The 26,620-nt window shown below is 69.3% G+C and carries 17 protein-coding genes and 1 pseudogene; 10 read left to right on the forward strand and 8 right to left on the reverse strand.

Annotated features, from left to right (window positions below):
• Window positions 1-3,597: pseudogene (locus BLS34_RS00010) on the forward strand (hypothetical protein); the annotation flags it as partial.
• Between the two features lie 197 nt (window positions 3,598-3,794).
• Here BLS34_RS00010 and BLS34_RS00015 read toward each other — a convergent pair.
• From BLS34_RS00015 to BLS34_RS00025, 3 genes are read right to left on the reverse strand one after another with little or no spacing between them, the layout of a single operon-like run.
• A complete protein-coding gene (locus tag BLS34_RS00015; RefSeq protein ID WP_093147253.1) occupies window positions 3,795-5,153 on the reverse strand; it encodes an HlyD family type I secretion periplasmic adaptor subunit in 1,359 nt (452 codons plus the stop codon).
• The gene (locus BLS34_RS26590; RefSeq protein ID WP_093147255.1) at window positions 5,150-7,285 is read right to left on the reverse strand and encodes a peptidase domain-containing ABC transporter; all 2,136 of its coding nucleotides are present in this window, start codon (window positions 7,283-7,285) and stop codon (window positions 5,150-5,152) included. The genes BLS34_RS00015 and BLS34_RS26590 overlap by 4 nt, the downstream gene beginning before the upstream one ends.
• Window positions 7,282-9,012 (reverse strand): peptidase domain-containing ABC transporter, encoded by a 1,731-nt coding sequence (locus BLS34_RS00025; protein WP_028792953.1) that lies wholly within the window; start codon window positions 9,010-9,012, stop codon window positions 7,282-7,284. Before BLS34_RS00025 ends, BLS34_RS26590 begins: the two co-directional genes overlap by 4 nt.
• 343 nt (window positions 9,013-9,355) lie before the next feature.
• Here BLS34_RS00025 and BLS34_RS00030 point away from each other — a divergent pair, with 343 nt between their 5' ends.
• From BLS34_RS00030 to BLS34_RS00055, 6 genes are all read left to right on the forward strand, one after another.
• Window positions 9,356-10,657: an FAD-dependent thymidylate synthase gene (locus BLS34_RS00030; RefSeq protein WP_175474045.1), complete on the forward strand. Its 1,302-nt coding sequence runs from the start codon at window positions 9,356-9,358 to the stop codon at window positions 10,655-10,657.
• Window positions 10,658-10,755: 98 nt separating this feature from the next.
• Entirely contained in the window at window positions 10,756-11,892 is a 1,137-nt protein-coding gene (locus BLS34_RS00035) for an SMP-30/gluconolactonase/LRE family protein (RefSeq protein ID WP_175474046.1), read from the forward strand.
• Between the two features lie 414 nt (window positions 11,893-12,306).
• The gene (locus BLS34_RS00040) at window positions 12,307-13,845 is read left to right on the forward strand and encodes an acyl--CoA ligase (RefSeq protein WP_028792956.1); all 1,539 of its coding nucleotides are present in this window, start codon (window positions 12,307-12,309) and stop codon (window positions 13,843-13,845) included.
• A 2-nt stretch (window positions 13,846-13,847) separates the two neighbouring features.
• On the forward strand, window positions 13,848-14,822 hold the full coding sequence (locus BLS34_RS00045; RefSeq protein WP_028792957.1) for a 2-dehydropantoate 2-reductase: 975 nt from the start codon (window positions 13,848-13,850) through the stop codon (window positions 14,820-14,822).
• A 175-nt stretch (window positions 14,823-14,997) separates the two neighbouring features.
• Window positions 14,998-15,321 carry a hypothetical protein gene (locus BLS34_RS00050; protein ID WP_093147259.1) on the forward strand — a complete coding sequence of 108 codons (324 nt, stop codon included), beginning with the start codon at window positions 14,998-15,000 and terminating at the stop codon, window positions 15,319-15,321.
• Window positions 15,322-15,411: 90 nt separating this feature from the next.
• Window positions 15,412-16,719, forward strand: a complete 1,308-nt coding sequence (locus BLS34_RS00055) for an ArgE/DapE family deacylase (protein ID WP_093147261.1) — start codon at window positions 15,412-15,414, stop codon at window positions 16,717-16,719.
• Between the two features lie 150 nt (window positions 16,720-16,869).
• On the opposite strand, the gene BLS34_RS00060 is transcribed toward BLS34_RS00055, so the two are convergent.
• The 4 genes from BLS34_RS00060 to BLS34_RS00075 form a co-directional block, all read right to left on the reverse strand.
• A complete protein-coding gene (locus tag BLS34_RS00060) occupies window positions 16,870-18,873 on the reverse strand; it encodes a 2Fe-2S iron-sulfur cluster-binding protein (protein ID WP_093147263.1) in 2,004 nt (667 codons plus the stop codon).
• A 32-nt stretch (window positions 18,874-18,905) separates the two neighbouring features.
• Window positions 18,906-19,526, reverse strand: coding sequence for a glutathione S-transferase family protein (locus BLS34_RS00065; protein WP_093147264.1), 621 nt, complete (start codon window positions 19,524-19,526; stop codon window positions 18,906-18,908).
• Window positions 19,527-19,659: 133 nt separating this feature from the next.
• On the reverse strand, window positions 19,660-20,217 hold the full coding sequence (locus tag BLS34_RS00070; RefSeq protein ID WP_093147267.1) for a TetR/AcrR family transcriptional regulator: 558 nt from the start codon (window positions 20,215-20,217) through the stop codon (window positions 19,660-19,662).
• Window positions 20,218-20,306: 89 nt separating this feature from the next.
• Window positions 20,307-21,338, reverse strand: a complete 1,032-nt coding sequence (locus BLS34_RS00075) for a permease (RefSeq protein ID WP_215906006.1) — start codon at window positions 21,336-21,338, stop codon at window positions 20,307-20,309.
• An 85-nt stretch (window positions 21,339-21,423) separates the two neighbouring features.
• On the opposite strand from BLS34_RS00075, the gene BLS34_RS00080 reads away from it, so the two are divergent.
• From BLS34_RS00080 to BLS34_RS00090, 3 genes are all read left to right on the forward strand, one after another.
• Window positions 21,424-22,305 carry a LysR substrate-binding domain-containing protein gene (locus tag BLS34_RS00080; RefSeq protein ID WP_175474047.1) on the forward strand — a complete coding sequence of 294 codons (882 nt, stop codon included), beginning with the start codon at window positions 21,424-21,426 and terminating at the stop codon, window positions 22,303-22,305.
• An 11-nt stretch (window positions 22,306-22,316) separates the two neighbouring features.
• Window positions 22,317-23,393 carry an NAD(P)/FAD-dependent oxidoreductase gene (locus tag BLS34_RS00085; RefSeq protein WP_139189034.1) on the forward strand — a complete coding sequence of 359 codons (1,077 nt, stop codon included), beginning with the start codon at window positions 22,317-22,319 and terminating at the stop codon, window positions 23,391-23,393.
• A gap of 80 nt (window positions 23,394-23,473) precedes the next feature.
• On the forward strand, window positions 23,474-25,126 hold the full coding sequence (locus BLS34_RS00090) for a thiamine pyrophosphate-binding protein (protein WP_093147272.1): 1,653 nt from the start codon (window positions 23,474-23,476) through the stop codon (window positions 25,124-25,126).
• A 98-nt stretch (window positions 25,127-25,224) separates the two neighbouring features.
• On the opposite strand, the gene pcaB is transcribed toward BLS34_RS00090, so the two are convergent.
• Entirely contained in the window at window positions 25,225-26,541 is a 1,317-nt protein-coding gene (gene pcaB, locus BLS34_RS00095) for a 3-carboxy-cis,cis-muconate cycloisomerase (RefSeq protein ID WP_093147273.1), read from the reverse strand.
• Between the last annotated feature and the right edge of the window lie 79 nt (window positions 26,542-26,620).

Consider the following 26,620-nt stretch of genomic DNA (forward strand, 5'->3'; position numbering starts at 1 on the left):
GTGGTGGGCGACGGCCGCAACACGGTCGATGCCGGGTCGGGCGACAACTATGTCAGCGCCGGGCGCGACAGCGACGTGATCTCCGCCGGCCGCGGCGACGACACGATCTATGGCGGCGACGGGTCCAACCGGATCGGTGCGGGCGACGGCGACAACCGGGTGACGGCGGGGTCGGGCAGCGACACGATCTCGTCGGGCTCGGGCGACGACACGATCCGCGCCGGCGACGGCAGCAACGTGATCTCCGCCGGTCATGGCGAGAACCAGATCACCGCCGGCTCGGGCTCGGACACGGTCCGCACGGGCAACCACGACGACACGGTCTATGCCGGTTCCGGCAACAACGACATCGACGTGGGCAGGGGCGACAACATCGTCAGCGCCGGCTCCGGTGCGGACCGGGTATCGGCCGGGAGCGGCGACGACCGCCTTGTGGTCGGCGACGGCCGCAACACGGTCGATGCCGGCGACGGCGACAACCATGTCAGCGCCGGGCGCGACAGCGACGTGATCTCCGCCGGCAGCGGCGACGACACGATCTATGCGGGCGACGGGTCCAACCAGGTCAATGCCGGGCACGGGGATAATGTCGTGTCGGCCGGAAGCGGCTCGGACACGGTGTCCGCCGGGCGGGGCGACGATACGATCCGGGTCGGGGACGGCCACAACAGCGTGGCGGCGGGCGGCGGCGACGACAACGTGACCGCCGGCTCCGGCCGCGACACCCTGTCGGGGGGCGCCGGCAACGATCTGCTGCGGGCGGGGAACGGCGACAACCAGGTCGACGGCGGCACCGGAAACGACACGATCAGCGCCGGTAGCGGCCGCGACGCCCTGTCCGGCGGTGCCGGCAACGACCGGATCCTGGCCGGGGACGGCAATGACACGGTGGCCGGCGGGGCCGGGGCCGATACGGTGGATCTCGGCGCCGGCAACGACGTCGGCGTGTTCGACGTCGATGCCAACCGCAACACCCGAGGCTCCGACGACTACCAGGGCGGCTCCGGCCGCGACACGCTGAGGGTCGAGGTCTCCTCCGAGCGACTGGAAGGCGGTGCCGGCGACGATCTGTTCGCCCTGAAGGACCATTTCCAGGACATCCGCGACGGTCTGGCCGATGCCGACTCCAGCCGGACGTTCGACGGGCTCGATCTGACGATCGACAGTTTCGAGAATGTGGAATTCGTCGTCGACGGCGAGGTCGCCGACCTCAACCGCGGTCCGGTCGTCACCGGCGTGCAGCCGGTCAGCCTGTCCATCGGGCAGTCCGGTGGGCTCGCCGGCGCGACCGTCGGCGGTGGACGCAACCCGGCCGATCTGGCGGTCTCCTCCGGCTCGGGCGACGCCAGCCCGGGCAGTATCGCACTGCTGTCCCAGGTCGAGGTCAGCGATTCCGACCGCGAGGACAGCATCAGCCGGGCCGAGGTCCGGGTCGAGAACCTGGGCGGGGCGGGCACGGTCACCGTCGCCACGGGCGTCGCCGGCATCACCGCTTTGGTCGTCGCCCAGGAGGACGGGAGCGTCATCGTCACCTTCGAGGGCGACGCCCCGCCCTCGCGCTATACCGAGGCGTTGCGGTCGGTGTCGCTGAGCCTGTCGGAGACCCCGTCCGGCGGCAGCGAGGCGCGGATCAGCGTGGTGGTCCAGGACGAGCACGGCGCCCGCAACGAGGCGGCGACCGCCGGACTCGACATCGCGGACGAACGCCCGGACGCGGTCGACGGCGAGGGCGCCGACACCCTGAGCGGCGGCGCTGCCCACGACACCCTCACCGGTGGCGAAGGGAACGACAGTGTCTCTGGTGACGCCGGTGCCGATACCCTGAGTGGCGGCGAGGGTAATGACAGCGTCTCCGGCGACGCTGGCGCCGACACGTTGAGCGGTGGCGAAGGGAATGACAGTGTCTCCGGTGATGCCGGCGGCGATACGCTGAGCGGGGGCGCGGGCAACGACGGCGTCTCCGGCGACGCTGGCGCCGATACGCTGAGCGGCGGAGACGGGAATGACAGCGTCTCCGGCGACGCCGGTGCCGATACGCTCAGCGGTAGCGAAGGCAACGACAGCGTCTCCGGCGATGCCGGTGCCGATACGCTGAGCGGCGGCGCGGGCAACGACAGCGTGTCGGGCGGTGCGGGCGAGGATTCCCCGGCGGTCCGTCAGGACGGTGACGACCTGCTGATCGGCGGCAACGGATCCGACCGGCTCTATGGCGGCTCCGGCAGCGACACGCTCTCCGGCGGCGAGAACGACGACTATCTCGACGGCGGCTCCGGCGCCGACACGATGATGGGCGGCAACGGCAGGGATACCTTCGTGGCCACCGATGGCGACGTGATCGCCGATTACGGCGACCAGGACGTGGTCCGGATCAACGCCAGTGTCGGGACCGACAATGTCGCGTTGCAGTCGGACGGAACCACCACCGAGGTGAGCATCGATCTCGACGGCGACGGCGAGGGTGACGGCGCCTTCTCCATGAACGGCGATTTCGCATCGGTCTCCGCGACCAGCAATGGCGAAACCACGGACCTGAGCTTCGTCGCGGGACCGTCCGGAAACGGCAACCGATCCGGATCTGCCGGCTATCAGGACGGCGGAGCAGGCAATAACGGCGCAGGCAGTAACGAGGCTGGAGACGGTGGTGCTGACGAGGAGATCTCCCGCAGTCGGTTCTCCTCCGGCAGAGGCGGCGATCGGGGCGGGATCGTCTCAGGCGCTGCCCGTGTCGGCCCGGTATCGGAGGACACCGGCGAGCGGCTGAACGGTAGCCACGGTGACGATCTGATATCGGGTGGTAGCGGCAATGACACGCTGAACGGCGGTAACGGCAGCGACACCCTGTCCGGCGGCGCCGGCAACGACTCCCTCGACGGCAGTCATGATCGCGATGCGCTCCAGGGCGGCGAGGGCGACGACACCCTGAAGGGCGGCAACGGCAGCGACACGCTGTCCGGCGGCGCCGGTAACGACCGGCTGGAGGGCAGCCACGACGCCGACCTGCTCGACGGCGGGTCCGGCAACGACACCCTGTCCGGTGGCAACGGGATGGACAGCCTCGCCGGCGGCGATGGCGACGACTCCCTGGCCGGGAGCCACGATAACGACGCGATGTCGGGCGGGGCGGGGAACGACACGCTGTCCGGTGGCAACGGGGCCGACACCCTGTCCGGCGGGGCCGGCGACGATCTGCTGGACGGCAGCCACGACAGTGATGTGCTGTCCGGCGGGGCCGGCGACGACACCCTGTCGGCGGGCAACGGCCGGGATACGGTCGCCGGCGGTGACGGCGACGACACGGTGATCGGCGGCCATGACGACGACGTGCTCTATGGCGGTGACGGGGCCGACGAGGACGCCGCCCTGTTCGCCGAGGTCGAATCCGGCGACGCGGCCGCCCAGAGCCAGGACTGGGTCTCGCTCAGCGAGGGCGAGTCCGGCGATCAGGTCAGCGACGGTGGCGATGCCGGCGACGATAGCGGCGGCGACGGCTGGAACGACAGCGGCGACGGTGGCGACAGCGGAGGCGGCGCGGACAGCGGCGGGACTCCGGCCGGCGAGGATCTCGACGACAACATGCAGGTCGCCGGCTTCGGGTGAGGCGGCGCGCCCTATCCCATTCGCCGGTTTCCCGGCCTCACGCCAGAATCGAGACGTCGGCTTTGTGGAGCGTTTCCGGATCGATCGGACCGGTTCCGCAGGGCATCGTCTTCGGCCCCGGCGCAAGGCCGGGCAGGCGGATGGATGGGTAGGGATCGTAGCGGGAAGACGCCGGAAGCACCGGCGCCGCCGTCCCCTCAGCGCTCCGTGAAGCCGACCTGGAAGGCGCGGGTGATCGGCTTGGCGAGGTAGTCCAGCAGGGTCCGGTCCGAGGTGCGGATATCCGCCTGCACGATCATGCCCGGCAGGATCATGTGCTTGCCCGGCTCCTCGCCGAAATGGTTGTGCTCCAGCCGGATCACCACATTGTAGAAGCTGCCTCCGTTGTTCGTGGTCACCGTGGTCGGCGAGATCCGTTCCACCTTGCCCGGCATGCCGCCGAACTGGGCGAAGTCATAGGCCGTCACCCGCACCGTGGCCTCCTGGCCGGGGGCGACGAAGGCCACGTCCTTCGGGTTCAGCAGCACTTCCGCCACATAGTCGTCCTCGATCGGCACGATCTGGGCGACCGCCGCGCCCGGGGCCACCACCGAGCCGGAGGAGGTGAAGACGAGCTCCTGGACCACGCCGCGGATCGGCGAGGTGATGTCGAGCCGGGCGAAGCGGTCCTCGAACCGGCTGATCGACTCCTTCACCTCGGCGCGCTCGGATGAAATGGTGGTGATCTCGGTCAGGGCCTGGCTGTCGTCGGTGCTCTCGAACGACACCCGCCGCGCCTCGATCTCGGCGATCTCCTGGCGGTTGCGGGAGATCAGCCCCTCGAGCTGCACGAGCTGGCCGCGGGTGCGGTTCAGGTCGCGCAGCACGTCGAGATAGGTGAAGCGCCGGGTCAGCCCCTTGTCGAGCAGCTCCTTGCGCAGCCGCTCCTCCTCCTCGATCAGCTTGATGCTGTCCTCGATGGTCGTGCGCTGGGACAGCAGGGTGGCCAGCTGGATGTTCTGGTCCTTGAGCTGTTCCTCGAACAGCTGCATACGGTCCCTGCGGGTCGCCCGGCTGGCGGCCAGCAGCTCGCTCTGCTCGTTGGCCAGTTCCGGATAGGAGTCCCGCCAGGGGGAGAAATCGGGCTCGCGGTCCTGGATCTGGGCGTAGAGCCGCTCCAGCCGGGCCGCCAGCGACGCCTCGCGGGTGCGCAGCTGCCGCAGTTCCGAGCCGGCGCCGGTGCCGCTCATCCGTATGACGGTCTGGCCGGGCTCGACGATGTCGCCGGGTCGGACCAGCACCTGCTCGACGATGCCGCCCTCCAGATGCTGCAGCACGGTCACGTTGGACGACGGGATCACCGAGCCGTCGGCCCGCGCCACCTGGTCGAGCCGGGCGGTCGCCGCCCAGGCGACCGCGCCGGCCACGGCGAAGGCCATCAGCAGGATGGTCAGCCGGATCAGCCGGGGCGAGCTGCTCTCCTCCAGGTGGATCGACTGGGCGAGATAGGAGGTGCGGCGCACCGCCGGCGTGCCGGCGGATCGCCCGGGACGGGGGGAGACGGTGAGGTTGCTCATGGGTTCTGGATCCCGGAGATCGACAAGGAGTCGCGCTTGGCCTCGGTGAGGCGGCCCTGGTTGAGTTCGAAGACACGGTCGGCGAGGCGCATCGCGCTCGGCCGGTGCGTCACGAAGAAGATGGTGCGGTGGCCCTTGAGCGACTGCAGCTCCTGGGTCAGCGCGACGTCGCCGATGCCGTCCAGGTTCTGGGCCGGCTCGTCCAGCAGCATGACCGGACTGTCCTTGAGCCAGATCCTGGCGAGCGACAGCTTCTGGCGGAAGCTTTCAGACAGGCTGACGCTCTTCTCGTCGCCGATCACGGTCTCGAATCCCTCGGGCAGTGCCTCGACCTCGTCGAGTGCCCCGGCCCGGTCGCAGGCGTCGCGCAGCGACTGGAACGGCGCGTCGGGGCGGGCGAGACGCAGGTTCTGGGCGATCGTGCCGTGGAACAGGTCGGTGGTCTGGGACAGGTAGCCGACATTACGGCGGTGCTCGACCGGCCCCAGGTGGCGCATCTCCACCCCGCCGAAGAAGATCGTGCCGGCCTGCGGGCGCAGCAGCCCGGCCATGACCTTGAGCAGGGTCGACTTGCCGGATCCGCTCGGTCCGATCAGCGCGACCATCTCACCCGGTTTCACGTCCAGCGAGACGGCGAGCAGGGCCGGGTCGGTCTCCTGGTTGTAGCGCACCGACAGCCGGCGCACGGCGATGTTGGAGGTGAAACGGTGGTCGGCCACCCGGGCGTCGGTCGTCGTGTCCTCCGACTTGGCCCGCATCAGCCGGTCGACCTGGGCGATGGTGCCGCGCATCTGCACCAGGCGGGGAAGGCTCTGGCAGCCGACCTGGGCCGGGACCAGGATGCGCCACACCAGGGCCATGGAGGCAACCAGCGCGCCGGTGGTCATGCGCTGGTCGATGACGGCCTCGGCGCCGAAGAACAGGGTCATCAGCCCGGTCGCCATCAGCACCCCGTGCAGCAGCGACTGCAGCACCGTGTTCAGTCGGGACACGCGGTTGCGCTCCAGGGCGGTGCGGGCGGAGAGCGGTCGCAGGCGGTCCATGAAGGCGGCGCCCATCACCGTGGCGCGGATGCCGCGCTGCTTGGAGATCACCTCGGTCGCCACTTGGTCGCGCGCCGCCCGGGCGGCCGCCGCGTCGCGCTCGGCCCGCTGGATCGACGGCACGAACAGGGCGCCGAGCAGGCCGATGGCGACCAGGCCCAGCAGCGGCACCAGGACGATCGGCTGGGCGATCAGCGCGATGACCAGGATCGAGGTGAGGATCAGCGGCACCTCCAGGAGCAGGGTCATGACCGGCGAGTTCATGACGTCCCGCAGGCCCTGGAAGCCGCGGAACCGCGCGAGCTGGGAGCCGAGCGTGTTGCCCTCCGTCCCGCTCGGCGGCAGCGAGAGGATCTTGCGGAACGCCTCGGTCGACAGCAGGAAGTCGATGCGTCCGGCCACATGGGCGACCGAGGCGCCGCGGATCTGGCGCAGGCAGAAATCGACGAACAGGGCGAGTGCCACCCCCGGCAGCAGCCAGTAAAGGCTGGTGGGCGAGGCGGCCGGGATGACGCTGTCATACACGGTCATCACAAAGATCGGCACGATCACCCCGAATACGGAGCCGATCACGCTGGTGATCGCGACCATGGCGATCTCGCGGCGGAAGCGGCGGAACAGCACGCCGACGAAGGAGGTGTCCGGCTCCGCCGCGTCGTCCTCGTGCTGGTCTCGGGCGAAGGTGTAGTAGTAGCCGATCACCTTGGAGGCCCGGAACCGAACCACCTCGCGGCTGCGGCTGTCGAAGGCTGTGACCTCGCCGCCGCTGCGGGTGAGGATCACCAGGGGCACGCCGGTCTCCGACACGAACAGGCAGGGCGTCAGACGCGCATCGATGTCGGAGGCCCGGCCCTTGTGCCGCACGCTGACATAGCCGAGTTCGGCCAGCACGTTGCGGAAGTCGATCAGGTCGATGCGCTCGGCCACGTGGGGCAGCGCGCGCAGCAGCTTGTCCGGATCCGGCACCCAGCCCAGCGCGGTCAGCAGCGGCATCAGGCAGGACGCGAAGTCGGAGGCGAGCTCGAAGCGGCCCATCTCCTCCTGGCGCAGGGCATCGGCCAGCCCGTCGCGGACCGTCATGGTGCTCATTGCGCGGCACCTCCCGCGCCGACGACCCGCAGCTCGGCGTGAACCTCGACCGCCGGCGCGTCGTCGCCTGCGCCGTCCGCCACCTCGTCTGACCCGATGGTGATCTCGCGATGGGCCAGCGCCTGGAAGGACGGGCGCGGCGTGACCAGCAGGATGGTGGTGCTGGTCTGCCGGCGGGCCAGGGCCGCGCGGAGGCGGTCGTCGGCGTCGCGGTCCAGGTTGGAGTTGCACTCGTCCATCAGGACGATGTCCGGCAGCCGGGCCAGGGCCCGGACAATGGGGATCTGCTGGCGGATCGAGGCCGGCAGGGTATCGCCGGCGCCGGCCCGGACCTCGGTCTGGAAGCCCATGGGCAGCTTCGACACGGCCTCGGTCAGCCCCAGTTCCTCGGCCACGTCCTCGACCTCGGCGATGTGCTCCGGCGACGGGTCGAAACCGGTGATGTTGTCGAAGATCGTCCCCTCGAACAGGGCCGGGTTGGGGCCGAGATAGGCGATGCGCGAGCGCAGCCACTCGTCGTCGAACGCTTCGGCCTCGACATTGTCGTAGAGCACGGTGCCCCGGTCCGGCAGCAGGATGTGACCGGCGAGAGCCAGCAGGGTGGACCTGCCGCCCCAGTTGCCGCGCGTCGAGATCAGCACGGTCTCCGCCGGCTCGACCGCCAGGGACAGGTTCTCGAACACCGTCCGGCCATTGGAATAGCTGAAGGTGACGTCGCGGAACTCGATGGCGCCGTGCAGGGAGTCCCGCACGATGCCGCCGCCGCTGGCGATAGTCGGCATGGCGGCCAGTTCCCTGATGCGCTGCTTGGCGATGCGCACCGACTGGTATTGGCTCCACAGCATGGAGGCACGGTTGAGCGGCTGCAGGGCGCGCCCGGTCAGCAGCATGCAGGCGGCGATCCCGCCGATGGTCATGCCGCCGTTGATCACGGCGAGGCTGCCGGCGGCGACGATGGAGATCTGGGCGGCCTGGGTCACTAGGTTGGTCAGCGCCTGGGCCGAGATGCTGCCCTGGATCAGATTGGCCGTAATCGTGGCGCTCGACTCCATCACCCGCTCGTAGCGCCGCTTCATCAGCGGCTCCATGGCGTAGGACTTGATGGTGGAGATGCCGCTCAGAACCTCCGTCAGGAAGTTCGACTGGGCGGAATTGTTCGCCTGGCGCGCCTCCATCCGGCTGCGCACGCTCAGCCCGCTGACGATCGCGGCGATCGCGGTGAATCCCACGAAGGCCAGCAGCACGAAGCCCAGCGGCCCGCCGATCAGGAAGACCAGCGCGACGAACAGCACGAAGAACGGGAAGTCGACCAGGAGCTGCGGCAGGTAGCCGGCCCGGGATTCGCGGATCGCGTCGATCGCCCCCAGCCGCTCCAGATGTACGGCGGTCGATTCCGCCTGGAAGCTGCGCGGGTCGGCGGCGAACACCTTCTCCATGACGCCGAGGAAGGCCCGGTGGCTGTAGCGCGCCGCCCGGTGGCTGACGATGGCGCCGCGGGCGATGCGGATGATCACGTCGATCGCCAACGCCGCCAGTACGCCGGCGGTCAGCAGGCCGAGCGTATACTCGGATGCGTTCGGCAGCACCCGGTCATAGATGATCAGGATGGCGATCGGCAGGCCCGTAGCCATCAGGTTCGAGATCAGAGAGGCCAGCACGATCGACGGAGTCGCCGCGCTTGGGATGTTCTCTATGTCCTTCGCGAAGCTGCCCGCCTCTGCGTCCATTGTAGTGTTCCAACGTCCCCCACCAGTGCCGAAGTCATACCGCAAATCAAAGAGAATTGAACTAATTCTTATGGAATTACCCTCGTCTGGTTGGGTGTATTCGTTTCTGGTCTCCGTTGTCGCTCACCGTTGCCGGCTCGGGGCGAGAGCCGGTCCCGCGGATATCGATTCGCCGGCGGGCGGCCCGACTTGACGGGCAGATCACCGGCAGCGACGTATGGGTAGCGGGGTGATCCGCTACGACTGGGGTGCGCCGGGTATTCGGACGCTATATATTGCGGCCAGGATCGGTCGGCGGCCCGCCGGTCCGGTGACGGGTGGGGTCGCGCGAGGGAATGCGGATATGCGGATCGTGATCGAGGACGGCGTGGCGCCGGAGGCGAATGCCATGCTCCAGGCGCTGTACAGCCGGTCGGCGTCGAGCGTCGTCGACCACCTGGCCCGCGTGCAGGAGCGCGGCTTCCGCAAGTTCATGGAAAGCTACTATGTGGGCTACGGTCACGAATCGATCGGCGACTGCGGCTTCACCACCATCTTCATCGAGGACGTCTCGATCCTGACCTGCAAGGCGGTGCAGGATACCCCGTTGTATTTCGGCCAGGAGACCTCCACCCGCTATCTCGACTTCTCCGCCCAGGGCTACAGCGACCCGGTGGGATCGTCGGAGTCCGAGGCGGTGATCCGGGGCTGGCTCGACCTCTATGCCCAGGTCAATGCCGAGACCCTGGTGGAGCTGACCGCCACCCAACCCTGCCCGGACGGGGTGAAGGAGGGGGTCTGGGCGAAGACTCTGGAGGCGCGCGCCTTCGACATCGCCCGTGGGTTCCTGCCGGCCGGCATCCATTCCCAGCTCTCCTGGACGACCAACCTGCGCCAGGCGGCCGATCATCTGCGCGACCTGGCCGTGCATCCGCTGGCGGAGGCCCGGGACACCGCGGCGAAGATCCTGGCGGAGTTGAAGGAGCGCTATCCGGGGTCGTTCAGCCACAAGGACTATCCGGCCCAGTCCGCCTACCGGGCGATGGCGGCGGGCGAGGGGGCGTATTATCGAGGCCAGGAGGATCACCCGGCCTTCGCCTATGTCTGTACCGCCGATCGCGCCGGCATCGACATGCTGGACCGGCGGATCTTCACCGACCGGCCGAAATACGAGCCGTTGCCGCGCCGCGCCGGCTCCTACGCCTCGTTCGAGTGCCAGTTCCTGCTGGATTTCGGCTCGTTCCGCGACATCCAGCGCCACCGCAACGGCTTCTGCGAGATGCCGCTGCTGAGCTGGGCCCACGGCTTTCATCCCTGGTACCTGGAGAGCCTGCCGGCGGAGACCCGCGCCTCGGTCGAGCCACGCATGGCCGAGCAGCGGGCGGCGGCCGAGAAGCTCGCCACTACCGACGAGGAGCGCCAGAATTACCTGCCGCTCGGCCTGCTGGTCCCGTGCCGGGTGGTCTACGATCTTCGGCAGATGGCCTATGTCGCGGAGCTGCGGTCGGGCAAGACGGTGCACGCCACCCTGCGCACTGTCGCCCATCGGTTGCACGACGCGGTGAAGACCGAATTCCCCTTCGTCGCCCTGCACTGCGATCTCGAGGACAGCGAACTCGATGCCCGCCGGGGAACCCAGGATATCAAGCCCGTCGCAAATTCCTGAACGACACGCAAAGATAGTGTACGCTCTCCCGGCCGGCTGTCCGACCGGTCCAAAGAACCGGCGAACGTCGGAATAACAAGAACCTTCGGGAGGACGACATGTTCAAGCGTGCAGCGCCGCTGTCGAGCGGACAACCCTCTGACTCTGTTTCGAAAACCGGATCCGGCGGTTTCGATCGCCGAAAATTCCTGACCGCCGCGGCGGCCGTGGCGGCGACGACGGCGATGGCGCCCGATGCCTTCGCCCGCAACTTCGGGCCGAATGCCGACCCGGTGCGCTATCCGGAGCCCGACGTCATCGGCCTCGATCCCCGCTTCAAGTACAAGCTCGGCAATACCCCGATCCAGCGGCTCTACACCGGCACGCTCTGGGCCGAGGGCCCTGCCTGGAACGGGGTGGGCCGCTACCTGATCTGGAGCGACATTCCCAATAACGAACAGCTCCGCTGGGTCGAGGAGGAGGGGCAGGTCACCCGCCGCTTCCGCTATCCTTCGGGCAATTCCAACGGCAACACCTTCGACTATCGCGGCCGGCAGATCGCCTGCGAGCACGGCAACCGGCGGGTGGTGCGCTACGAATACGACGGGTCGATCACGGTGCTGGCCGACAGCTTCGAGGGTGGTGAGTTCAATGCCCCGAACGACGCGGTGGTGCATCCCGACGACGGCTCGATCTGGTTCACCGACCCGGGCTATGGCGGGCTGATGGAATACGAGGGCAACCGGCTCGACACCGGCTCGGTGCAGCCGAACCGCAAGGAGGCGGTGTACCGGATCGACGCTAATTCCGGCGCGATCACCAAGGTCGCCGACGAGCCGTTCAAGCCGAACGGGCTGTGCTTCTCCCACGACTACAAGAAGCTGTATGTCGCCGATACGGGCGTGTCGCATTATCCCGAGGCGAAGAGCCAGATCTGGCAGTACGACCTGAACGGCGACACGCTGTCCAATCCCCGCACCTTCGCCAGCATGGAATGGGAGGGCAGGACGGGCTTCGCCGACGGCATCCGCTGCGACGAGGACGGCAACGTGTGGTCGAGTGCCGGCTGGGTCGGCGACGGCTATGACGGGGTGCATATCTTCGCCCCGAACGGCGACCGCATCGGCCAGATCAAGCTGCCGGAGATCTGCTCCAACCTGTGCTTCGGCGGCACCAAGCGGAACCGTCTGTTCATGACCGCCAGCCAGTCGATCTACGCGGTCTATGTGGAGACGCGGGGCGCGCACATCACCTGAGGGGGTTATTCCTCCCTCCGTCGTCATCCCGGGAGCGCCCGGACTTGATCCGGGGGCTGCCCGGGACCCCCGAGGCGTTATGGCTGGGTCCCGGCCGACCTCCGGGTCGAGCCCGGAAGTCGCCGGGATGACGGGAAAGGAAAGGGCGAGGCGGATCACCGCCGCTCTTCCGCACGACCCGGCCTTGTGCCGGGGCAAGGCCAGAAGCTCGCGCGGTGCTTCCGATCGTGCCCGGGTTTCACGGCCCGTCACCGACCCTGGCGGTTACCCCGGCACAAGGTCGGGGAGCGGTTGATGGGGGCCGCGGGTGAATGGGGAGGGGGCCACATACCTTCAATCCCGCCGTTGCGTCCGGCCGTCCTTCGGTCCCATGCTGTGGGCAATAAACAAAAAACACCCATGGGAGGAACGTGCATGGCTTCGCCGAGGAGTGTCTACGAGCTCTTGCAGCAAGGTGCCGGCAGCGACCCGGCGATCGGGGCGCCCGGCCGGGGAGACCTGAGCTATGCCGGCCTGCGCGACCTGGTGGAGGCGACCGGCCGGGCGCTGGCCGGAGCCGGGATCGGCCCGGGCGACCGGGTCGGCATCGTGCTGGCGAACGGTCCGGCCATGGCCACCTGCTTCCTCGCCGTCGCCGCCCATGCGACCGCCGCCCCGCTGAACCCGGGCTACCGCGCGGACGAGTTCGACTTCTACATCTCCGACCTGAAGGCCAAGGCGGTGATTGTCGCCGCCGGAGAGGACACGCCCGCCCGCGCCGTGGCGGAGAAGCACGGGGCCACGGTCATCGACCTGACCGAGGACGACAGCGGCCCGGCCGGCAGCTTCATGCTGGATGTGGGCGGCTCGTTGCCCGACGCCGCCCCGCCGGCCGATCCGGGGGACACTGCCCTGGTGCTGCACACCTCCGGCACCACCTCGAGGCCGAAGATCGTGCCGCTGTCCGGCGCCAACCTGGCGGCTTCGGCCGGACACATCGCCACCTCCCTGGCGCTGAAGCGGACCGACCGTTGCCTCAACATCATGCCGCTGTTCCACATCCACGGGCTGATGGCGGCGGTCAGCGCCTCGATGCGCGCCGGCGCCTCGGTCCATTGCGCGCCGGGCTTCAATGCCCTGCGGGTCTTCCAGCAGTTCGAGGAGGTGCGGCCGACCTGGTACACGGCGGTGCCGACCATGCATCAGGCGATCCTCGGCCGCGCGGCGCGCAACAGGGAGGTCATCGACGGCCTGAAGCTGCGCTTCATCCGCTCGTCCTCCTCCTCGCTGCCGCCGCAGGTGATGGCCGAGCTTGAGTCCGTGTTCGGCTGTCCGGTGATCGAGAGCTACGGCATGACGGAGGCCTCGCACCAGATGTCCTCCAACCCGCTGCCGCCGGCAGACCGCAAGCCGGGCACCGTCGGCATCGCCGCCGGCCCGGAGATCCGGCTGATGGACGCGGACGGCCGCTTCGCCGCACCGGGCGAGGCGGGGGAGATCGTGATCCGCGGCCCCAACGTCACCGCCGGCTACGAGAACAACCCCAAGGCCAATGCCGAGAACTTCCCCGACGATCCGGATGGCGGGGCGCGCTGGTTCCGCACCGGCGACGAGGGCCGGCTCGACGCCGACGGCTATCTCTCCATCACCGGCCGGCTGAAGGAGATCATCAACCGCGGCGGCGAGAAGATCGCGCCGCGCGAGGTCGACGAGGTGCTGATGGATCACGACGCTGTGGCCCAGGCGGTCACCTTCGCCGTCGCCCATCCCAAGCTCGGCGAGGAGGTCGGCGCCGCCGTCGTCCTGGGCGAGGGCAAGAGCGCCAGCGAACAGGAGCTGAAGGAGTTCGTCTCCGCCCGGCTGGCGGACTTCAAGGTGCCGCGCAAGCTGGTCATCCTGGACGAGATCCCGAAGGGGGCGACCGGCAAGCTGCAGCGCATCGGTCTGGCCAAGAAGCTCGGGTTGGAGGACTAGGCATGCGGGTCTGCATCTACGGCGCCGGGGCGATCGGCGGGTTTCTCGGCGTGGCCCTGGCCCGGGCCGGCTGCGAGGTCAGCCTCGTCGCCCGCGGCCCGCACCTGGCGGCGATCAGGGAGAACGGCCTCACCCTGCTGCAGGACGGACAGCGGGAGACGGTGCGCCTGAATGCCTCGGAGGATCCGGCGGAGCTCGGCCCGCAGGACCATGTGATCGTCGCGCTGAAGGCTCATTCGGTGCCGGCGGTGGCCGAGAAGATGACGGCACTGTTCCATGACGGCACATCGGTGGTGACGGCGGTCAACGGCGTGCCCTGGTGGTATTTTCACGGGCTCGGCGGCGATCTGGAGGGCACGCGGCTGGAGAGCGTCGATCCGGGCGGGGTGCAGTGGGACACGCTCGGCCCCGAGCGCGCGATCGGCTGCGTGGTCTATCCGGCCTGCGAGATCGAGGAGCCGGGGGTGATCACCCATCAGGACGGCGACCGCTTCACCCTGGGCGAGCCGTCGGGCGAGAAGACCGAGCGGGTGCAGGCGCTGTCTGAGGCGATGCGGGCGGGCGGGCTGAAGGCCCCGGTGCGGCCGCGCATCCGCGACGAGATCTGGGTGAAGCTCTGGGGCAACCTGTCCTTCAACCCGATCAGCGCGCTGACCGGCGCCACGCTCGAGCAGATCTGCCGCGATCCCGAGACCCGCGCCGTCGCCCGGGCGATGATGGTCGAGGGCCAGACGGTGGGCGAGGCCCTGGGCGTGAAGTTCGCCATCGACGTGGACAAGCGGATCGCCGGCGCCGAGGCGGTGGGGGCGCACAAGACCTCCATGCTTCAGGACCTGGAGCGCGGCCGGGCGATGGAGATCGATGCCCTGGTCGCTTCCGTCCAGGAACTCGGGCGCCTGACCGGCGTGGCGACACCGACCATCGACTTGGTGCTCGGCATGGTGAAGATGCGCGGCCGCACCGCCGGGTGCTACTGAGCGGACCTTTCCGGCATCCAATCCGCACCGTCATCCCGGCGCTCGCCGGGATGACGTGGTGGTGATGTGCGCGTGACAAACCACACGAAAAAATTGTTTCCGCGTTTACCGAATCTTTAGACCGTCCGGCGATACTCCGCTCAGAACAACACAGAAGTCTTCAGGAGGACGTCATATGGCGATCAGCGGTATCGGTGCCGGCACCGGGTTGGGCTCCCAGGGTCTGAGCCAACTTCAGGGGCTGCAGGCGAGCCAGACGCTCGGCACCGGCCAGGCCGGCGGTCAGGGCGGCACTCAGGCCACCCAGCAGGCTGGTGGCCAGGGCACGCGGATCCAGGGTCCGACCCAGTCCTCCGCCGCGACCAACATCACGCCTACCGCGGTGGAAGAGACCGAGACGGGCAATACCCGCACCGCCCAGACCGCATCGTCCACCGCGACGCCGCCGGCCCCGCCGGCCGATTCGGGCCGCGGCCAGCTTCTCGACATCTCCGCCTGATACGCATTCGAATTCCCCGGCTTGCGCGCTAGCCGCGCACCGTACGATCCTTCGGTCCGTTCCCCTCCCAAACGGCCGAAGGATCGTACGATGACCGCCTCCGCTCCCGGAAAACTCGACCCTGACCTCGCCAAGCGCATCTCCGATGCGGTTGACGCCGCATTCGATTCCCAGATCGAGTTCACCAAGGAGCTGGTCTCCCGTCCGTCCATCCGCGGCCAGGAGCACCTCGCCCAGGACCTCATGGCCTCGGCCATGGCCAAGCGCGGCTATGCCGTCGATCGCTGGCTGGTCCGCGAGGACGACATCAAGCATCACGAAGGCTTCTCGCCGATCAAGGTCGACTACGCCAACGCCTGGAACGTCGTCGGCACCCACCGCCCGCGCAATGAGACCGGCCGCTCCCTTGTGCTGAACGGCCATGTGGACGTGGTGCCTGAGGGGCCGCTCGACATGTGGACCAGCCCGCCCTACCAGCCGCGCATCGACGGTGACTGGATGTACGGCCGCGGGGCCGGCGACATGAAGGCCGGCGTCGTCTCCAACATGTTCGCGCTCGACGCGCTGAAGGCCGCCGGGGTTCAGCCGGCCGGCCGGGTGCATCTGGAAAGCGTCTGCGAGGAGGAGAGCACCGGCAACGGCGCGCTGGCCACCTTGGTGCGCGGCTACACCGCCGATGCCTGCCTGATCAGCGAGCCGTCCTCCGGTCATGTGAACCGGGCCGTCATGGGCGTGACCTGGTTCCGCGTGCATGTACGCGGCTTCCCGGTCCATGTCGCCACCGCCGGCAGCGGCTCCAACGCCATCATGGCCGCCTACGACCTGATGAAGGATCTGAAGGAGCTGGAGGCGCGCTGGAACGCCAAGAAGGGCGATACAAAGAACTACAAGGACGCCAAGCATCCCGTGAACCTGAACATCGGCAAGATCGAGGGCGGCGACTGGGCCTCTTCGGTGCCGGCCTGGTGCACCTTCGACTGCCGGGTGTCCTATTTCCCGGGCTTCAAGCCGCAGGAGATGGCGCGCGACATCGAGGACACGATCCGCAAGGCCTCGGCCAACCATCCGTTCCTGTCGAACAGCCCGCCGGATGTCGAGTTCAACGGCTTCTTCACCGAGGGCTACGACCTGGAGCCGGGCAGCGACGCCGAGTTGACGCTCGCCCGCCAGCACGAGGCGGTGTCCGGCAAGCCGCTGGAAGAGCGGATCGCCACCGCCTATATCGATAGCCGGGTCTTCGTGCTCTACGCGGGCATCCCCTGCCTGGTCTACGGCGCCCATGCGGAGAACGTACACGGCTTCGACGAGCGGGTGAGCATCGAGTCGATCCGCGAGTCGACCAAGGCCATCGCCCTGTTCATCGCCGACTGGTGCGGCACGGAGCCGGTGGCGGCGTAGGGGCAACTAACGCTCTCTAAAAAAACTTGTCATCCCGGCGAGGCTCGGGCTCGACCCGGGGCTCGGCCGGGACCCAATGCCCACCGCCACGGCTGGGTCCCGGGTAGCTCCCGGATCAGGTCGGGGCGCTCCCGGGATGGCGGATCGGGGTTAGACGGAAAGGCTTATCGCTCCCCTCGGATGGGCCTGGCAGGCCAGCGCATACCCGTCCGAAAGCGCCGCTTCCGGCGTCTGCGCGTAACCGATTTCTCCCGACAGCACCCGCACCGCGCAGGTACCGCACCGGCCCGAGCGGCACGAGAAGTCGATCGGCACGCCCGAGGCCTCGGCGAGGTCGAGCAGGCTGCCCGCCGCGGGGGTCCATTCGACGGTCTTGCCGCTCTCCGCGAAGGTGACCTCCGCCGGCATCGCATCGACCAGGGCCGGCACCTCGCCCGGCAGCGAGGATGGGCCGAAGAACTCGTAATGGATCCGCTCGGCCGCGACGTTCAACCCGCGCAGGCCCGCATGCAGGTCGGCGACGAAACCGCCCGGCCCGCAGAGATAGAAGTCGTAATCCCCGAACGGCAGCAGGCCCCGCAGCAGGTCCAGGTCCACCCGCCCGGTGCTGGCATAGTTCTCTCCCAGCACGTCCTGGGATCGCGGCCGGCTGAAGCGGATGTGCAGGTTCACCCCCGGCGCGTATAGCGCGAGCTGGCGGAGATGATCGGCAAACGCCTGTTCGGATCCGTCGCGCGCGCCGTGGATGAAATACACCTCGCGCGGGCTGCGGCTGCGCAGGCCGTCGCGCACCAGCTCGTTGAGCATCGCGATCATCGGCGTGATCCCGACCCCGGCGGAGAGCAGCACCACCGGTCGCCGGGACTCCGGATCGAGCACGAACTCGCCCCGCGGCGCCATGGCCTCCACCGTGTCGCCGGGCGCCAGCCGATCATGCAGGAAGCCGGACGCGGCGCCGCCCGCCTCGCGCTTCACGCTGATCCGCAGATGCCCGGGATGGGCGGCGTCCGACAGCGTGTAGGTGCGCAGCAGCGGCCGGTCGCCGCCGGGGAGGGTCAGCCGCAGGGGCAGGTACTGGCCGGCCCGGTGCGGGGCGATGCCGCCGCCATCGGCCGGGGTCAGGTAGATCGAGCGGATCGTCGCGCTCTCCGCCTCGACCCGAGCGACGGTGAAGGGCCGCCAGGTGTCGCGCTCGGCCAGGGCCGCCCGGGTCTGCGCCGCCTCATCCCAGGTGCCGGTGGCGACCAGGACGGGCGAGGCCTCCTGCGGCGCGAACCTTACCGGCAGCACGCCCCGGCGCAGCACGACCGCGCTCGGCGTGAACCGCACCAGCCGTTCCGCCCCGCGGAACGCCGCCAGCTCCGGGCCGTCCCAGATCGTCTCCGCCGTGCCGGCGAGCTGCAGCAGGTCGCCGCTCTCGAAATCGGCGAACAGCAGGCCGGCGCGGGGATCCACCGCCAGGTTGCCGAGCGTGTTGAAGAAGTTGTTGCCGGAGAAGTCGGGCCACAGCACCGCGCCGTCCTCGGTCACCGTCACGAAGCCCGGCCGCCCGCCCCGGTGGGAGACGTCCACGCCCTGGGGTGCGTTGGTGGCGATGAAGAACGTATCGGCGCCGGCGATCCGCGCCCGCGCCTCATCGCCGATCCGGTCGGCGACCTCGGCGGCGGGGCGGCCGGCGACCGCCGCCGGCTCGCGGCTGCGGGTATGGATGTATTGCGGGCAGTTGCCGAAGCTTTCGGTCACCTCCAGGGTGAAGCCGGCCGCGTCCAGGGCGGCAATCCTGCCGTTGGCCCGGTTGCGCCGCCGGTTCTGCGGCATCAGCCCGAGCAGGCCCAGGGGCGCGCCCGCCCGCAGTCCCGGGAGCACCGGATCGTCCGCCTCCGGCAGCAGGGCGACGGTCAGCGAGGTGCGGGTGGGCGAGGCGATAAAGCCCGGGTCGCCCGCCAGCACCGTCGCCCAGGGCTGGCCCGCGGGGTCGACGGCACCCACGAACAGCAGATCCAGATCGGCGAAGAACCGGCGGTGCTGGTCCGGCAGGAAGCGCCGGATGTTGAAGGCGCCGACCGGGGCTATCTGCTCGCGCACCCCGGCGCGCTCCTGCACCGCGAGTTCGCCTGGATGGAACGGGGTCGGATCGGGCGACGGGCTGGACATGGCGTGCTCCTGACGCAGCCGGGGAGATCGGGTCAGCCGAGGATGTCGGCCGCGGCGGGGAACGGGACGAAGCGGGGATGCGCCTCCAGCCGTGCCAGCCAGCGTCGCACATGGGCATAGGGGGAAAGGTCGATATCGCCCTCCGGCGCATGGGCGACATAGCTGTAGATCGCCACGTCGGCGAAGGTCAGCCGTCCGGCCGCCAGATAGTCGCGGTCGGCGAGATGGGTGTCGAGCAGGGACAGAATCTGCGTCGCGATCGCCGCGGCCGCCGCGTGGTCGATCGGGGCGCCGAACACCCGCGCCAGCCGGGCCGCGCCGGGGCCGTATTTGATCTCGCCGGCGGCGACCGAGAACCAGCGCTGCACCCCGGCCGCCTCCACCGGATCGCGGGGCATCAGCGTGCCGTCGTCATACTTGGCGCCGAGATAGGCCAGGATGGCGTTGCTGTCGGCGATCACCGTGCCGGCGTCGTCGATGACCGGCACCTGGCCGAACGGGTTCAGGGCGAGGAACTCCGGTTTCCTGTGGGCGCCGGCCCGCATGTCCACCGGCATCGTCTCATAGGGCAGCCCGAGGAGGGACAGGGCGAGCTCGATGCGGTGGCAATGGCCTGACAGGGGGGTGCCGTACAGCTTGATCGTGGTGGACACGGGATGCTCCTGAGAAGGAATAAACCGAACGATCGGTACATATTTTGCCTGCGCCGAAGATCAAGGGGTGTGGGCCGAATTATCTTTTTGGTTGGGGTGTGCGGCGGGCGCCGACAAGCCGGGTTTCGGGCGGCTACCCGATCAGCGTCTTCTCCAGCCCGTCCAGCACACGGCGGAAGGGGGTGGTGTCTCCCAGACCGCGGGAGACCACGAGGCCGCCATGGATGGCGATCATCGCATCCTCCGCCCGGCGGGTGGCATCGTCGGGCGGATGGCCGGCCTCCCGGGCGATCCCGGCAAGGGCCGAGCGCAGGTTGGCCAGACGCTGCGACACCCGCGGGCCGAACACCTCGCGCGCATCGCCGATGGCGAACAGCTCCAGCAGACAGGAGCGCCGGCCGCCCAGATAGAACCGGTCGAGCGCCGCCACCACGGCGCGGACCTTCTCCTGCGGCGAGGCGGCGCTTTCCAGAATCGGGACCACTTCGTCGCCCATCCACCGTTCCGCGCTGTCGAGGACGGCCAGGGCCATGTCTTCCTTCCCGTTGGGAAAGTAGTGATAGAGGCTGGAGCGGCCGAGCCCGGTGGCGTCGGACAGAAGCTTCAGGCTGGCGCCGCCGTAGCCGTGACGGCGGAACACGTCGCCCAATCGGTCGACGATCTCTTCGCGCGGGGCAGCCGGACGCGGCATGGTGGGCTCCTTCTATACCGAACGATCGATATAGAGGCGGCCTGGCCGCGCGCAACCGGTTTCGCGCACCGGGGACTGTGGGGCGGACCTCAGGCGATGGCTGCGTAGAGGTAGCCGGCGGCGAGCGATCCGCCCACTCCCAGCGCGAGATACAGAACAAAAGGCCGGATCCGGAGCACGGGCACGATCGCCAGGGCGCCCCAGATACTGACCACGCCGCCGGAGACCAGAAATGCGAGAGCCGCACCCGGGGCCATGCCATGGTCCATCAGGCTCCGGGTCAGCGGCAGGGCGGCATAGCCGTCGATATAGGCCGGCGCTCCGACGAAGACCGCCAGTGGGATCGCCCAGGGGCTGTCGGTGCCGAGCAGGTCCGCGAACGTTTCGGGCGCCAGAAATCGCTGCAGCAGGTATTCAGCGGCAAAGGCGGGTGTGAGGCAGATCAGGATCAGCCGGGTCATCGACCGGACCTCCCGCAGGAACCGCTCCCGACGGGCAGGCACCTGCCAGAACCGCCAGACCACCGCACCGGTCCTGTCCGTCCCAGCGATCCGTGCGTCGCAGTCCGACGGATAAGAGAGCGTCGCGCGCAGCGGCTTGGCGATCCAGGGCTGCCGCGCCAGGACGGCCACCACGCCGCCGCCGCCGAGTCCGATGAGGAAGGCGGCCAGGGTCTTGGCAACCGCCAATTCAACGCCGAGGACGGCGACGGTGGCCGCGACCATCGCCGGATCTGTGACCGGCGAGGACAGCCAGAATGCCATCACCGGCGCCAGCGGAACGCCGGCGGCCAGCAGCCCGGTCATCAAGGGTAGAACGGTCACGCCGCAGACGGGCGTCACCGTGCCGAGGGCTGCGGCCGTCAGCACGGCCACGCCGACATTCCCTTTCAGGCTCCCCGACAGCCGCGCGCCGGCACCGCTGGCAAGGATCGCGGCCGACAGGAGCAGGCCAGGGATCACCAGCGGGGCGACCGCAACGAAGCTCGACAGAACGAAATTCAGCGTGCCCAAAGCGAGCTCCGGGCGGAGCAGACCGATAAGACCGACGGCTGTCCCGGCGATGGCGATCCAGAGCGGTTTCCAGCCGCGCTGCCTGATCGGCTTCTGTGCCGTCGTCACGGTTCTTCACTCCTGCGAGCACCTCGTTGCCTGAAGTGTGGAGACTGCTAGGGTATTTGTGAAACGAGTAGCATGGATGTTTCATATGAGTTTGATAAATAGATTTGTCCCACCGTTGGACAGCGATCTGCTGCGGACGTTCCGTGCGGTGGCCGCGTCGGGCAGCGTCACCGACGGGGCAAAGCGGGTGCTGCGATCGCAATCGGCGGTCAGCCTGCAGATCAAACGTCTGGAAGCGATCTTAGGTCGGCGTCTCTTCGAGCGGCGTGGACGCGGCGTCACGCTGACTGCCTACGGCGCGACCCTGCTGCCGATAGCCGATCGGGTGGTGGGTCTGCTCGACGAGGCGGTTGCCGAGGCCCGGGCCGGGGATCTGCTCGGGACGCTGCGTCTCGGCGTTCCGGAAGAGGTTGGGGAGTCGGCGCTCTCCACCGTGGTTGCCCGGCTGGTCCGCGAACATCCCAGGGTAGACCTTGCCGTGCGCTGCGGGCTCAGCTCCGGCTTTCCCGGCGCGATCGCAACCGGCGATCTGGATGCCGCTGTCTGCGACGTGGAGAAAGGGGAGGTGGATTGGCCAGTGCTCGCGACGGTGGAGCGGGTATGGGTTGCCGCTTCGGCGCAACGCCTGGAGGAATACGACCCGCTGCCGGTGGCGTTGTTCGACCGCGAGTGCGCCTGGCGGGCTCTGGCGGTGGAGGCTCTGGAGCGAGACGGAAGACCCTACCGCGTGGTGTATACGAGCGAGTCCGTTGCAGGAGTGCGGGCGGCTGTGCGCTCGGGGCTGGCCGTCGCGCTGATGGGAACGCTGGAAGGGGAGGAGATGGGAGGAGTCGAGCGTATCCGAGGGCTGCCGGCCGTGCCGCCGTCGCACCTGGTGCTGATGCACCGGCCGGGGCTGGATCCCGAGATCGCCTCCGCCGTCGAGACTGCGATGCGCTCGGCCCTGGAGACCGAGATCCGCCAGTGAGCAGTCCTAGGGTGAGCAGTCCTAGGATAGCGGTCGTCGGTGCCGGAATCGTCGGCGCGTCCATGGCCTATCACCTGGCGCTGCGCGGGGCGCGCGTCACCCTGGTGGACGTGGCGGAGCCGGGCTCCGGTGTCACGGCAAGGGCGTTCTCCTGGATCAACATCGCCCACACCGACCCGCATGCCTATCAGGACCTGCGGCAGGCGGCGATCGGCGATTGGCACCGGCTGGAGGCCGAACTCGACGGTGCGGTGACGGTGAACTGGACCGGCGCACTGAGCTGGGACGAGGACCTGGGCGAGACCGAACGTCTCGTCGCCCACCATGCCGCCGCCGGATACGATGTGCGCCTGGTCACCGGCTCGGAGATCTCGGACCTGGAGCCGGGCCTGATCGCGCCGCCCCGGATAGCGGCCCATGCGCCGGGGGAGGGCAGCGTGGATCCGGTGGTCGCGACCCGGGCGCTCTGCGCCGCCGCGCGGGAGGCGGGGGCGGTGCTGCGGTTCGGGGAGCGTGTCGCCGGGCTGATGGAGGCCGGCGGCAGGGTGACCGGCCTCGCGCTGGAGGACGGGGAGATCGCCGCCGACATCGTGGTCATGGCCGCCGGGGTCGGATCGGCCGACCTGGTGCGGGGCGTGGGCCTCGATTTGCCGCTGCGGGTCTCGCCGGCGACCCTGGTGCGGATGCGCACCGCCGGGCGTCTGGTTCGGGGCATCGTCTGCTCGCCGGGTTTCGAGATCCGCCAGGCCGGCGACACGCTGATGCTGTCTGCCGCCGGCTATATCGACGAGACGCCGGAGAACGGCCCGATGGCGATCGGCCGTCGCGTCATGGAGGCGGTGCGGTCCGGTGTGCGGGGCGCGCAGGACATCGCGCTGATCGACGCCGTTCCCGGCTGGCGACCGATGCCGCGGGACGGCGCGCCCCTCGTCGGTTTCATGCCGGGCATCGGCGGGCTGTATCTGGCGGTGATGCACGCCGGCATCATCCTGGCTCCGGTAATCGGCCGGCTGGCGGCGGCGGAGATCCTGGACGGTCGTTCCGAGGACGCATTGCAGCCGTGCCGGCCTGAACGATTTGATCTCTAAGAGATTCGGTCTCTAGGCACACCCGCTGCGGCCTCGCCATACTCCCGGAAAACAAACCGAGAGTTCCTGGGAGGACAGTAATGGCCGAGACGTATCGTGTGGGCGACCTCGTCGCCGACTTTCTGCAGCGCATGGACGTGGAGACGGTGTTCGGCATCGTCTCTGTGCATAACATCCCCACGCTCGATGCCATCGGCCGCCGCAACGCCATCCGCTTCGTCACCGCCCGCAGCGAATACGGCGGCGGCCACATGGCCGATGCCTATGCAAGGGTGCATGGCGGGCTGGGCGTGCTGATCTCCAGCACCGGGCCCGGCGCGGCGAACGCGGTGCCGGCGCTGGTCGAGGCCGGGTTCGCCTCCACCCCGCTGCTGCACATCACCGGCCAGACGCCGACCGCCATGCTCGACCGCGACATGGGGCCAGTGCATGACGTGCCGGGTCAGTCGGCGATGCTCGCCTCGGTCTGCAAGAGCGCCTACCGAATCCTGTCCCCCGGCCAAGCTCTCGGCATCCTGACCCGGGCGGTGGCCGATGCCCTGACCGCGCCGACCGGACCGGTCAGCGTGGAGATCCCGATCGACGTGCAGCGCGCCGAGATCCCCCGACCGGCCGAGCTGGAGACCCTGACCCTGCCGCGCGCGGCCGCCGACCTGCCGGACGACGCCTCGTTGTCGGCGCTGGTGGACACGGTGAAAGCCGCCAAGCGACCGCTGCTCTGGGTCGGCAACGGGGCCAAGCACGCGACCGGCGCGGTGCAGGCGCTGGTGGATCTGGGCATCCCGGTGATCAGCAGCTGGAACGGCCGCGGGGCGGTGCCGGAGGACCATCCGCTGTCGCTCGCCGCCGGGGCCGGGCTGCCGGAGATCCAGGCGTTTCTCGACACCGTCGACCTGCTGATCGTCGCTGGCTCGCGGCTGCGCGGGCACGAGACACAGGATCAGTCGCTGGCATTGCCGGCCCGTCGGGTGCAGATCGACATCGACGGCAAGGCCCAGGGGCGGACCTACACGACAGACCTGTTCGTGCGCGGCGCGGCGGGGGCGACCCTGTCGGCCCTGGCCGGGCGGCTGGCGGGCGGCCTGTCCCTCGATCCCGCCCTGGCGGGAGATGTGGCGGCGGCACGCAAGGCGGCGAAGACCGCCTACAGCGCCTTTCTGGACGGCTATGCCGCCATGCCGGAGATCGTGCGCCGGGTGCTGCCGCGCGACGGGGTGTTCGTGCGCGACGTCACCCTGTCCCACACCACCTGGGGCCACAAGGCGTTCGAGGTCTACGGACCGCGCGATACGCTGTACCCGGTGGGGGCGGCGATCGGGCCGGGCCTGTCCATGGGCATCGGCGCGGCCCTCGGGGCGGGCGGGCGCAAGACGCTCTGCATCAGCGGCGACGGCGGCTTCGCGATGAACCTGGGCGAGTTGTGGACCGCGGCGGACGAGCAGGCAGATGTGGTGTTCCTGGTGATGAACGACCACGGTTTCGGGGTGATCAAACACATCCAGGACAGCCTGTATGGCGGCCGTCACCATTTCGCCGACCCGACCCCGCCGGACTTCAAGCGCCTGGCCGACGGCAGCGGCATGCCCTACGCGGTGGTGCGGTCGATGGACGCGCTGGAGGCGGCGCTGAGCGAGGCGCTGGCCGTGCCGGGTCCGGCGCTGGTGGAAGTCGACATGGCCGCGATCGGCCCGTACCCGCGCTACTACACGCCGCCGCCCTACGCGAAGGGGTGAGGGCAGCAGCGCGCCCACCCTGACACTACTCCGTCATCCCGGCGGGCCCCGGGCGCTCCCGGGGTGACGGTCGTCATTGATTTTAAAGCGCCAGGATTTTAGAGCGCCAGCACCCGGTTGATGATCTCCTGCGATGCGCCGAGGTAGTTCAAAGGGTCGGCCGCCGCGTCCCAGTCCACCGGCGCGTCGCACCGCTCGCGCAGCAGCTCGGTGATCGAGCGGCCCGAGCCCGGCGCGTCCTGGCAGGCCTGCTTGACCAGCGCCTGGGCCTTCACCTTGCCCACATGCTGGGCCAGCGCCGTCGTCACCGCCTCGGCCATGATCAGGCCGGTGCCGAGATCCAGGTTGGCGCGCATGCGGGAGGCGTCAACCGTGAGGTCCGCAAGCGTCTCGCTCACGATCCGCAGGGCCGCCGCCGTGGCCAGCACCATCGGCGGCAGACAGACCCATTCCAGGGTCCAGCCCGGCCCGCCGCGCTCGTGTTCCTGGATCGCCGCATGATGCAGGCCCGACAGGTTCGTGGCGTTGGCGCGCGCCAGGGTGACCAGCATCTCGATGCCGATCGGATTGGCCTTCTGCGGCATGGCGCTGGACCCGCCACCGCCGCCGGCGCGGATCTCGCCGACCTCGTTCTGGCCCATGAGCAGCAGGTCGGCGCCGATCTTGCCCAGGGTGCCGGTAACGCCGGACAGCCAGTCGCCCAGGCCGAGCATGCCGTCGCGCGCCGTGTGCCAGGGCGAGACCGGCCGATCCAGCCCCAACTCGTCGGCCAGCATGTCGGCGACGTCCATGCCGCCCGGGCCGATGGCGGCGAGCGTCCCGGCGGCCCCGCCGAACTGCACCACCAGCAGTTCCTCGCGCACCCAGATCAGCCGCTCGCGATAGCGTTTAAGCGGCGCCAGCCAGCCGGCGACCTTGGCGCCGAAGCTGATCGGAATGCCCTGTTGGGTGCGGGTGCGGCCGGCCATGACCGTGTAGCGGTGCTCGTCGGCCAGGATCGACAGCAACGTGATGACCGCGTCGAGCCGCGCCTTGATGCGGTCGGTCGCCGCCGCGAAGCAGAGCAGCAGGGCGTTGTCGTAGATGTCCTGGCTGGTGGCGCCGGCATGGACATAGTCGCAGGCGGGCGCGCCGACCTTGTCGCGGAGCTGGCTGACCAGGGAGACGATCGGCACGCCGGCCGTCTGCATGCCGGCACCGAGTTTCTCCATGTCGGGCATGAAGCCGTCCAGGGCGCTGTCGATTGCCGCCGCCGCGTCCTGCGGAATCACGCCGCACCGCCCCTCGACCCGGGACAGGGCGCGCTCGACCTCGACCATCGCCCGCGTCACGGCGGCGTCGTCGATCAGGGCTGCCGTCTCCGGGTCGGACAGGAGCGGCGCGGTAAGGGCGGAGTCGAAGGCGGTAACGGGCATTCCGGCAATCCTTAGATTGGTCGTTCCTCGGCAGCATAGCGCGGCTCGGTTGGCGGCTCGACAGATCACGCGCGCCGTG

It is taken from the genome of Thalassobaculum litoreum DSM 18839, from assembly GCF_900102465.1.
Lineage (GTDB): Bacteria > Pseudomonadota > Alphaproteobacteria > Thalassobaculales > Thalassobaculaceae > Thalassobaculum > Thalassobaculum litoreum.

Excerpts from the sequence above, each read along its gene's own strand:
- BLS34_RS00090 (WP_093147272.1), top strand. The coding sequence starts at position 23,474 with ATGGCCGAGACGTATCGTGTGGGCGACCTCGTCGCCGACTTTCTGCAG.
- BLS34_RS00070 (WP_093147267.1), bottom strand. The coding sequence starts at position 20,217 with ATGCCGCGTCCGGCTGCCCCGCGCGAAGAGATCGTCGACCGATTGGGC.
- BLS34_RS00030 (WP_175474045.1), top strand. The coding sequence starts at position 9,356 with ATGCGGATCGTGATCGAGGACGGCGTGGCGCCGGAGGCGAATGCCATG.
- BLS34_RS00060 (WP_093147263.1), bottom strand. The coding sequence starts at position 18,873 with ATGTCCAGCCCGTCGCCCGATCCGACCCCGTTCCATCCAGGCGAACTC.
- BLS34_RS00015 (WP_093147253.1), bottom strand. The coding sequence starts at position 5,153 with ATGAGCAACCTCACCGTCTCCCCCCGTCCCGGGCGATCCGCCGGCACG.
- BLS34_RS00025 (WP_028792953.1), bottom strand. The coding sequence starts at position 9,012 with ATGGACGCAGAGGCGGGCAGCTTCGCGAAGGACATAGAGAACATCCCA.
- BLS34_RS00080 (WP_175474047.1), top strand. The coding sequence starts at position 21,424 with ATGAGTTTGATAAATAGATTTGTCCCACCGTTGGACAGCGATCTGCTG.
- BLS34_RS00050 (WP_093147259.1), top strand. The coding sequence starts at position 14,998 with ATGGCGATCAGCGGTATCGGTGCCGGCACCGGGTTGGGCTCCCAGGGT.
- BLS34_RS00035 (WP_175474046.1), top strand. The coding sequence starts at position 10,756 with ATGTTCAAGCGTGCAGCGCCGCTGTCGAGCGGACAACCCTCTGACTCT.
- BLS34_RS26590 (WP_093147255.1), bottom strand. The coding sequence starts at position 7,285 with ATGAGCACCATGACGGTCCGCGACGGGCTGGCCGATGCCCTGCGCCAG.
- BLS34_RS00040 (WP_028792956.1), top strand. The coding sequence starts at position 12,307 with ATGGCTTCGCCGAGGAGTGTCTACGAGCTCTTGCAGCAAGGTGCCGGC.
- BLS34_RS00055 (WP_093147261.1), top strand. The coding sequence starts at position 15,412 with ATGACCGCCTCCGCTCCCGGAAAACTCGACCCTGACCTCGCCAAGCGC.
- BLS34_RS00045 (WP_028792957.1), top strand. The coding sequence starts at position 13,848 with ATGCGGGTCTGCATCTACGGCGCCGGGGCGATCGGCGGGTTTCTCGGC.
- pcaB (WP_093147273.1), bottom strand. The coding sequence starts at position 26,541 with ATGCCCGTTACCGCCTTCGACTCCGCCCTTACCGCGCCGCTCCTGTCC.